The organism is Nitrospiria bacterium (assembly GCA_035517655.1).
Lineage (GTDB): Bacteria > Nitrospirota > Nitrospiria > JACQBZ01 > JACQBZ01 > JACQBZ01.
Genome location: DATIYJ010000013.1, coordinates 23588 through 32884, shown reverse-complemented (window position 1 = coordinate 32884; position 9297 = coordinate 23588). Strand labels below are relative to the sequence as shown.

Below are 9297 nucleotides of genomic sequence, written 5' to 3'. Positions count from 1 at the left end.
TAAGAAGAGATTTCTTCCACGGCGATGATTTACATAAAAAATCGGGCAAGTGGTATAAGAAGGAACGGATCATTGATAAAGACAATGATCAATATAAAGAAGTTATCTCCGACCCTGAGACGGGTGAAATTATTCATGAGTGCCAAGAGCCTCTTAGCGAGCATAGAAATCACGGATCAGCAAAGAACAAGGATGACAAAAAGGCATAACAATCGCATGCACTCGGACAGCAAAAAGCTGCGCTCCTCGTTCCTCGTCGCTCCGCTTTTAAAAAGCTTAAATAGTGTCTGTCCCTATTTATTATTATTTCTTCCGTGGGCTTTGGGCTCTTGTGTCGTGTTCCTCATTGCATCCCGCCGCAATGGCACCATTTTATGTCCGCGAGAAGGTGGATCGGGGCATCCGCGCTATTATTAAAACGGTTTAACTCTCCAGCAGAAACGTCACCGGGCCGTCGTTGTGAAGGGAGACGATCATCCGTGCGCCGAAGACGCCGGTCTCGACCGTGAGGCCGGCCGCGATCAGTCGATCGACGAAGCGCCGGTACAAGCGCTCGGCCAGATCGGGCGACGCGGCCGGCGTAAAGCTCGGACGGGCGCCCTTGGCGACGTCGGCCACTAGCGTGAATTGGGAGACGGCTAGGATCTGTCCGCCGATCTCCCGAACCGAGCGGTTCATCCGGCCGTTCTCATCGTCAAAGATCCGGTAGGCGAGAATCCGCTCCGCGAGCCGGTCGGCGTTTCCGTCGGCGTCTTCTTTCGACACGCCGAGAAGAACCACCAGCCCCGGACCGATCCGTCCGACGACCCGACCCTCCACGCTCACCTGCGCCTCCAGCACGCGTTGGATCAAGGCCTTCATGACGGCCGGGCCCATTTCTTCTCGATCCTGGTCTTGACCATGTCCCAGAGAAAAGCCTGCTCTTCGGAACGCAGGAGGCGGTTGGCGGCAATGTAACTGAGAAGCGACAGCGCGATCGCGCCGAGCAGCCAGGTCGCCTTAACGTCCCATTGGCCGGGGAAGGACCAGATCGATAAATTTCCGACGGCCCAACCGATCACGCCGACCGGGACGGTGGCCGCGATCGTGTTCCCGACCGAACGAAGGATCACGGGCCATTCGATGCCGTGCAGCCGGCGGTCCAGAATTTTGACCAGAAGCCCGAAATTCAAGACGGCCGCGAGGGAAGTGGCCAAGGCCAGGCCGCCGTGCAGCAACGGCCGCATCAGCAGCAGGCACAGAACGATGTTGACCGCCATCGCGGCCACCGCGACCTTGACCGGCGTCTTCGTGTCCTGCAACGAATAGAAGACGGCCACCACGATCCGGATCCCCGCGAAGGCCGGCAGTCCGACGCAATAATACAGCAAGGCGGCGGCCGTGCCGAGCGTCGCCTGCGCCGTGAAGCGGCCGTGCTGGAAGAAAAGATGAATGATCGGAATGCGGAGCGTCATCAGACCGATCATGGCCGGGATGATGATGAAGAGAACCAACCGCAACCCGAACGAGATCGTCTTCTTCAATTCATGGATCTGGCCGTCGGAGGTCTGTTTCGCCATGGTGGGAAGGATGGCGGTCCCGAGCGCGACGCCGAAGATCCCCAGCGGAAAAAGGACGAGCCGCATCCCGTAGAACAGATAGGTCTGACTGCCTTCGGGAAGGTACGAGGCCAGGAGCGTGTTCACCAGGATGTTCACCTGCGTTACGGACAAACCGACCATGGCCGGAAGAATCAAGCGCCCGATCCGCTTCACGCCCGGATGAAAAGGGTCGAATCGAAATTCGATCATCATCCCATGCCGCCGGAGGCTGGGGAGCTGCATAAAAAACTGGACCGCGCCTCCGGCCACGACGCCCATTGCGACGCCGAAGATCGGCTCGGTGAGGCGGGGGGAAAGCCACAGCGCGGCCGCGATGATGCAGACGTTGAACATCACGGGCGAGAAGGCCGGGACCGCGAAGGCCCGGAGCGAGTTGAGCATGCCCATCGTGAGCGCGGCCAGGCTGATGAACAGGAGATAGGGGAACATGAACCGGCTCAGCATCGTGGTCAGGTCGAACTTGCCCGCCTCGCTCGCGAAACCCGGCGCGATGGCCCGGACGATCCAGGGGGCGGCGAGGATGGAAAGGAGGCAGATCACGGCCACGATGGCCAGCAGAACCGTGAAGACGGCCGAGGCCAGCTCGCGGGCCTCTTCCTTGGTCCGTTTGCCGAGGTATTCGGTGAAAACGGGGATGAAGGCCGCCGACATCGATCCCTCCGCGAAAAGTTCGCGGAGCATGTTGGGAATCCGGTAGGCGACGAAGAAGGCGTCGGCCGCCATCCCGGCGCCGAAGAGCCGGGCCAGGATCATGTCCCGGACGAAGCCCATGATCCGGCTGGAAAAGGTGGCCAGGCCGATCAATCCGGCCGCCTTGGCAATTTGTCGGCTTTCCTGGGTCAAATGATGCAAAATCCCTTGACAGTTATAACACGGTCGTGGTAAAAACAGGCTCTTTGGATGAAACTGAAATCACAATCATCGGTACGACAAGGAGTTTAAATGGCCGATCACGCGTCCGCGATCAAACAAGCACGAAAATCGAAAAAGCGCCACGCCCGAAACCAGCTCGTGATATCCTCGTTGAAAACGCTCGTCAAAAAAATGAACGCCGCGATGGCTTCCAAAAAGCTGGATGAGGCGAAAGCCCTTTTGGACAAGGCCACCTCGGCCTTCGACCGCGCCGTCACGAAAGGCGTCCTGCACCGGAACACCGCGTCCCGCAAGATCTCCCGCCTGACCTCAAAGGTAAAGAAGGGGTTGCCGACCCAGAAAGCGACGTAGCCCTTTCTGTTTTCCGGAACAGAGGTCGAAAATCAAGAGATCCATAAGCAGTTTGGGCGGGAGCGCGCCGCCTTTGAGGCCGGCGTCCGTTTCGATGAAACGCTGAAAGGCCCAACGCAGATCCTTCTCGGAATACGCCTTGGCCGCGGCGATGACGGAAGCGGCGGCCCATTGGCCCATTCCAAACATCCGCATCAGGGCCGCGTCGGAATGGCCGGCCTGCATCGCGCGTTTTACTTTCCAAACCAGCCGGAACCGGTATCCTACCGTCGACAAGATCTTCAGCGGCGGTTCGCCGTCCTCCATCAAGCGCGTGAGCGTACGGATCGAGGGCTCCAGACGACGCCGGGCCAGGGACCCCAGAAGATCGTACACCGAAACCTCGCCCGAAGCGCTGCACGCCCGCTGCACGTCTTCCAGTTCGATCGTCTTTGGATGGTCGCTGCCGAGGACGGCCTTGGTCAGTTCGTTCTGAAGCGGGAACAGATCGCGCCCGACCCGTTCCTTCAAGAAAAGCACGGCGTCTTCCGAGATGGCGCGGCCCTGGGATTTCGCCTGGGCCTTGAGCCAGACGGTAACCTGGGCGTCGGAGAGGGGGCGGCAGTCCAGCACCGCGGCCTGCATCTTCAAAGCTTGAAAGAACGACCGTCGCGCGTCGAATTTCGGCGCGACGCAGACGAAGCAGGTGGTCGGGCAGGGGTCCTTGAGATAGGGCACAAGGCGGTTGGCCTCGGAGGCCGGAAGCTGTTCGGCGCTCTTGAGCACGACCAGCCGCCGTTTGGCGAAGGCGGGGAGGCTTTCCACCGCCGTTAAAATGGCGTCGGCCGAGGCCGATTCGCCGTCCAGGATGGTGTAATTGAAGTCCTTTGTTGCGGGATCGACGGCGGCGGGAACCAGCCGCTCGAGCGCGGCCTGGATCAGGAATTCCTCCTCGCCGGTGAAGAGATAGACCGGGGCGACGGTTCCGCGCTCCAGAGCCCGGATGAAGTCGGGGTAGCTCAGCGCGCCGGGGCGGGGGGGCATCAAAATCCTTCCAGGACGTTGTGGACGAGGTTCTCGGCGAGCTGCTGGCTGGCCTCCGCGATCGCGCGATTCTCCGCGACTTGGTTTGCGGCCGGGTCGGGGTTGGCAAGATATTCCGCGGACGATTCCACTTTGGTATCCTTCCAGATCACCTTCTGCGTGCGGGGGACTTCCAGGGTGACGACCGCCCGAATATGCACGCGGTACTCCAGCACCACGCTCTGCGTGCGGTCGAAGGAAAGGGGTTCGAGGCCGTAGGAGACGATCGTCCCCTTCAAGACGAGATCCGCCTGATCCGGATCGTTCGCGACCTTAAGCCGGCTGTTCGTCAGAAATTCCTGCTTCACGGCCGAGGTCACGGCGTTCTCGAGCGCGGGCTCGAAGGTGTCGTTGTGAAAAACGGGAACGGCGATCGTCTCGACGTCGGACGGAAGCCGGTTGCCGCCGGACAGATGGTAGCCGCAGCCGGCGAGAACCGCGAGGAGTAAGGCGCAAGGGGTGAGGAGGAATAATAAATTTTTCATGGGACGATATTGACCAATTTCCCTTTGACGTAAATCACCTTTCGGGGCGCTTGCCCTTTCAGCCAGTCCTTGATTTTCCCGTCGGCCAAGGCCCGGTTCCGTACGCCGGCCTCGTCGAGATCGGCCGGGACGCGGATCTGGCTGCGGAGCTTTCCGTTGATCTGGATCACGATCGTGAGTTCGTCGGTTTTGAGATCCTCCTCGTTCCATTTCGGCCAGGGCTGCCGGGAGACGCTGTCGGCGCGGCCCAGCCGCCTCCAAAGCTCTTCCGCGATATGCGGGGCGAAGGGGGAGAGCAGGATGACCAGCGTCCGGATCGCCTCGTGGATCGGGTCGCCGTCGCCCGCCCGGCCGCCTTCGCGTTCCCATTCGGTGATCGTGTTGTAGAACTCCATCAGAGAGGCGATGGCCGTGTTGAATTGAAAGTTGTGGTCCAGGTCCTCCGTGACTTTTCGGATCGTCCGGTGGGTCGCCCGTCGAAGGGCCCCGCCCCGTTTCGATTCGTCCGCCCGGTCGGCCGCGGCATCGACGGCCCGGCCGGTCACCGGACGATTCACGACCTGGCGCCAGACGCGGTTTAAGAACCGAGAGGCGCCTTCGACGCCCGCGTCGTTCCATTCGAGGTCTTTCTCCGGGGGCGCGGCGAAGAGCGAAAACAATCGGGCCGTGTCCGCGCCGTATTTCGCGATGAGTTGCTCGGGGTCCACGATATTCTTTTTGGACTTGGACATCTTCTCGACCCGGCCCCGCTCGACGGGACGCTTGCAATGCGGGCAGCGCCAGCCGTCCTTCTCCGAGCCGATCGTCTCGCCGGGAAACAGCCAGCCGTGTTCTTCGCACCGGTAGGTCTCCATGCAGACCATCCCCTGCGTCAATAGGTTCGTGAACGGCTCGTTGATTTTCACCAGTCCCAGGTCGCGGATCACTTTGGTGAAGAATCGGGCGTAGAGCAGATGCAGCACCGCATGCTCGATCCCGCCGATGTATTGGTCCACCGGCATCCAGTAATCCGCTTCCGGGCGATCGAACGGAGCGGAATCGAGCCGGGGGGAGAGATAGCGGAGGAAGTACCACGAGGAATCGACGAAGGTGTCCATCGTATCGGTTTCCCGGCGCGCGGGGCCTCCGCATTCGGGGCATTTCACGTTCCAAAAGTTTTTGTCCGCGGCCAGCGGCGAGCCGCCCTTTCCCGTGAAAGCGACGTTCCGGGGAAGCGTGACGGGCAGGTCGTCGTAGGGGACCGGGACCGGATCCGGTCCGCACTTTTCGCAATAGACGATCGGGATCGGCGTGCCCCAGTACCGCTGCCGGGAGATGCCCCAGTCGCGGAGTTTGTAGTTGATCTTGCGCGTCCCGAGTTTTTCGGATTCGATAAAGTCCGCGATCTTTATCTTGGCCTCGCCGGGAGTCAGCCCGGAAAATTTTCCGGAGTCGACCAGCCGTCCGGCTTCCTCGACGTAGGCCGCCGCAAGGTTTTTCGATTGCAGCGTTCCCTCCGCCCCGCCTGAGGCGGGCTGGATCACGACGCGGACGGGGATCTTGTATTTTTTGGCGAACTCGAAATCGCGCGGGTCATGCGCCGGCACGCACATGATCGCGCCGGTGCCGTAGTCCATTAAAACGAAATTACCGACCCAGATCGGGATGTGTTCGGACGTCAATGGGTTGATTGCATGGGCGCCGGTAAAGATCCCCTCCTTCTCCACGTTCTCCGAGGTCCGAGCCGTCCTGTCCTGCTTCCGGATCCGTTCCACGAAGGTCCGGACGGCGGCCGCTTCCTCTTTCCCGCGGATGATCTCGTCCACCATCGGATGCTCCGGCGCGAGCGTCACGAAGGTCGCGCCGAACAGCGTGTCCTGGCGGGTCGTGAAGATCCGTATCGCCTTGTCGGAACGGTCCGCCAGCGGGAAGTCCGCCTCGACGCCGACGCTCTTTCCGATCCAGTTCCGCTGCATTGCCAGCACCCGCTCGGGCCATCCGGTCAGACGATCGCATTCCGACAGCAACTCCTCGGCGTAGGCCGTGATCTTGAAGAACCACTGCTCAAGCTCCTTCGGGACGACGGTGCTGCCGCATCGCCAGCAGGCCCCGTCGATCACCTGCTCGTTCGCCAGCACTGTTTCGCACGACGGGCACCAGTTGACCGAGGACATTTTCTTGTAGGCCAGTCCGCGCTCGTACATTTTGAGAAAGAACCACTGGTTCCATTTGTAATATTCCGGCTTGCATGTGGCGAGCTCGCGCTCCCAATCGTAGGAGAGACCCATTCGCTTGAGCTGCGTCCGCATGTAGAGCATGTTTTCGTCCGTCCAGACCGATGGATGAACGCCCCGTTCGATCGCGGCGTTCTCGGCCGGGAGGCCGAAGGCGTCCCAGCCCATCGGGTGCAGCACGTTGTAACCGCGCATGCTTTTGTATCGCGCGACGACGTCGCCGATCACGTAGTTGCGGACGTGGCCCATATGGATGCGGCCGGACGGGTAGGGAAACATCACGAGGCAGTAGTACTTCGGCCGCTTCGGATCTTTCGCGACGCGAAAGGCCTTGCTCGCCTCCCAGCGTTGCTGCCAGGCCGGCTCGACCGCGTGCGGATTGTAGGCTTCGGGCGGCAGTGGAGTCGTCTCTTTTGTCATCGAAGTTCTCGTACGGCGCGGTTTGTCAGGGCTTTTAAATTAACACAGTGACGGGTTTTTATCAAGGATACGGTTCGGAAGATCGAGGGATTTTTGACGCCTCAGTCCTCCCGGCAGCGGCTGCAGAATCCGTAAAAGGTGACCGACAGGTTCGCCTTCTTAAAATCGTGAATGTCCTCAAGGGCGCGCTCGACCCGTTCGAAGAAGCCGCGCTTGCCCTTGCTCACTTTGCCGCAGGCCTTGCAGATGATGAAGTGGTGCACGGGGCGTTCGAACACAAATTGATAACGACGACCCTTGCGGGCCACGCGCAGCTCTTGAATGATGCTGAGCGCTTTGAGCATTTCGAGATTACGGTAGATGCTGGACCGGTTGATCCCCGGGAGGCGGTCTTGAAGATGCGTCTGGATCTCGGGAAGCGAGAGCGAGCGGGCGTGGTTGTCGATGAAGAGCTGAAGCAGGAACCGGCGCGCGGGGGTGACGCGCTGGCGGTTATGCCGCAAAACGGCGAGCAGGTCTTTGTGCTTTCTCATGGGGTATGTTTCCTCGGGGGTCGTTTGTTCAAGGGACGTCGGTTGCCTTTGATGCTACACGAAGCGCTTTCTAAATGCAACAAATAACTATTTGCAACATGATGCAATAATCTGGTAAGCTGTTGTACGGCTCGTGCAGGGTTCCGATCCAAATATGAGTAGAGGGATCTACCCGGCTCGCAAAGCGAGCGAGAGGGGGAGGCTCCGTCCGGCTTCGCCGGCTTGCACTCGGCGGTTTGCAGCCGATGTGTGGAGGGGGCGACGTGAGCCCCTTCAATAAACCGCAAGGAGATGTTTGTTGTCTTTTGATATGAACGCGGCCATGGATCGGGAGGATCTGATCATTCGCATTGCGGGCGAAGGAGGTCAGGGCGTTGTTACCGCCGGGGAAGTGCTCCAGCGAGCGGCGGCCCAAAGCGGAATGCGTGTTTTAGCCGAATCGACGTTTACGCCGGAAATCAGGGGAGGCGAGGTCGCGTTCCAACTCCGGATGAGGTCTGTCTCTTCATCGGCGTGCATTGTCACTACGCCAACCTGACCCTCCGGATCATCCGGGCCGGGTCGAATTGCTTGACGACCGTGATCTGTCACGATGCCCATGAAGATGCGATGCTGAGCGTGCGCGATTTCGACGTCAAGAAGATGGACCACATTATTGAGATTTTCCGACGCGTCCGAGGGGAATTGAAGATCCCCATGCCGAAGGGCGGCAAAACGGTGAAACTGACACCGGTGCAGATTCATATGAACGGGGGGAAGACTCATTTAAATCCCCTCGACATTGAAAACCCATTAAGCCGGTTGAACGCCGGCCGATTGAAAGGAGCGCAAGCGTGAGAGAACCATACCGCGTTTTGCCCGGACCGGAAGCCTATCTCCCTCCCGCGGCTGCGATGATGGGAGTGATTCTGGCCGAGCCGGGGCAGGCCCTGCTTGAGGGGGAAATTGTTCCGGAAGACAAGGCCATCGAGACGGCCGCGCGGAAACTGCTTGGGGCAAAGATGCCGGCCATTTTTCCCGGTCCGCTGGTGCTGTGGAAATGGAGCGAGCAGGCTTCGGCGGAGGCCAAGGCGGTGAAGATTCTGGCGGACTCCATCCCCGCGAGAATTATTCCGATGGCCGATTACCGCCCGAAATATCCGAAAGTCAATCCGGCGGTGGAGATCAACCCGAATCACCCCAATTTGACGATCTGGCACAACAAGATCGATGTCTGCCTTTTTGTCGGCGTTCACTGCCATCCGTCGAACATCGCGCTTAAGATGATTCGCGGCGGGACCGCCTGCTATACGATTGCTTTGTGCACGTTCAGCGGCGATGAGGAGGCGAACATCACGATCCGTGATCTCACCGCCCGGAAAATCCTGAGTCTGGCCGAAGCGGTTGCTCGGTTAAAATCGGAGCCTCACGGCGACGGTCGCGAGAAACGGCAGACGCCGGCGAAGAGAGACAGAAGTAAAAATCATAAGCGTGCGGCCGTCGAAGAAGGGACAAGCCACGTGCAAAAAGTCGTGATCAATTTTCCGGATCGAATCGGCGTCGTCTTTAAACTCAAGGACGGCGTCGTCCTATGCAATGCGCCCGACCTGGCGGCCCGTTTTAATGCAACCGGGGTGGCCGGTCTGGATGGTTGTAAATATTATCTCCATGATGGTAAACTGTTTTTGGAGGCTGTTTATGACCACTATTTCCTGAAAGGGGCGGACATCCGATCCATGGGCAGGGCAATAAGAGGACAGGCGAAAGCTTAAGCGAAGCA

10 protein-coding genes are annotated in these 9297 nt (G+C 59.8%); 4 read left to right on the top strand and 6 right to left on the bottom strand.

The genetic code is table 11. The features are described 5' to 3' along the window. A partial coding sequence (locus VLY20_02865) for a zinc ribbon domain-containing protein (protein ID HUK55579.1) occupies nt 1-209 on the top strand: 209 nt, incomplete at its 5' end. A gap of 214 nt (nt 210-423) precedes the next feature. On the opposite strand, the gene dtd is transcribed toward VLY20_02865, so the two are convergent. Continuing rightward, nucleotides 424-861: a D-aminoacyl-tRNA deacylase gene (gene dtd / locus VLY20_02860; GenBank protein HUK55578.1), complete on the bottom strand. Its 438-nt coding sequence runs from the start codon at nt 859-861 to the stop codon at nt 424-426. Further along, nucleotides 858-2444, bottom strand: coding sequence for a murein biosynthesis integral membrane protein MurJ (murJ, locus tag VLY20_02855; GenBank protein ID HUK55577.1), 1587 nt, complete (start codon nt 2442-2444; stop codon nt 858-860). Before murJ ends, dtd begins: the two co-directional genes overlap by 4 nt. A 99-nt stretch (nt 2445-2543) precedes the next feature. On the opposite strand from murJ, the gene rpsT reads away from it, so the two are divergent. Further along, nucleotides 2544-2825, top strand: coding sequence for a 30S ribosomal protein S20 (rpsT, locus tag VLY20_02850; protein ID HUK55576.1), 282 nt, complete (start codon nt 2544-2546; stop codon nt 2823-2825). Here rpsT and holA read toward each other — a convergent pair. From holA to VLY20_02830, 4 genes are all read right to left on the bottom strand, one after another. Beyond that, nucleotides 2784-3848: a DNA polymerase III subunit delta gene (holA, locus tag VLY20_02845; GenBank protein HUK55575.1), complete on the bottom strand. Its 1065-nt coding sequence runs from the start codon at nt 3846-3848 to the stop codon at nt 2784-2786. The genes rpsT and holA overlap by 42 nt on opposite strands. Further along, complete coding sequence (locus VLY20_02840) at nt 3848-4372, bottom strand: LptE family protein (protein ID HUK55574.1); 525 nt, start codon at nt 4370-4372, stop codon at nt 3848-3850. The genes holA and VLY20_02840 overlap by 1 nt, the downstream gene beginning before the upstream one ends. After that, on the bottom strand, nt 4369-7005 hold the full coding sequence (leuS, locus tag VLY20_02835) for a leucine--tRNA ligase (GenBank protein HUK55573.1): 2637 nt from the start codon (nt 7003-7005) through the stop codon (nt 4369-4371). Before leuS ends, VLY20_02840 begins: the two co-directional genes overlap by 4 nt. A 101-nt stretch (nt 7006-7106) precedes the next feature. Then, the gene (locus VLY20_02830; GenBank protein HUK55572.1) at nt 7107-7538 is read right to left on the bottom strand and encodes a transcriptional repressor; all 432 of its coding nucleotides are present in this window, start codon (nt 7536-7538) and stop codon (nt 7107-7109) included. A gap of 438 nt (nt 7539-7976) precedes the next feature. Here VLY20_02830 and VLY20_02825 point away from each other — a divergent pair, with 438 nt between their 5' ends. Both VLY20_02825 and VLY20_02820 read left to right on the top strand, forming a co-directional pair. Beyond that, nucleotides 7977-8375, top strand: a complete 399-nt coding sequence (locus VLY20_02825; GenBank protein ID HUK55571.1) for a carbon monoxide dehydrogenase beta subunit family protein — start codon at nt 7977-7979, stop codon at nt 8373-8375. Next, on the top strand, nt 8372-9289 hold the full coding sequence (locus VLY20_02820; protein ID HUK55570.1) for a carbon monoxide dehydrogenase beta subunit family protein: 918 nt from the start codon (nt 8372-8374) through the stop codon (nt 9287-9289). The genes VLY20_02825 and VLY20_02820 overlap by 4 nt, the downstream gene beginning before the upstream one ends. Nucleotides 9290-9297 lie beyond the last annotated feature (8 nt).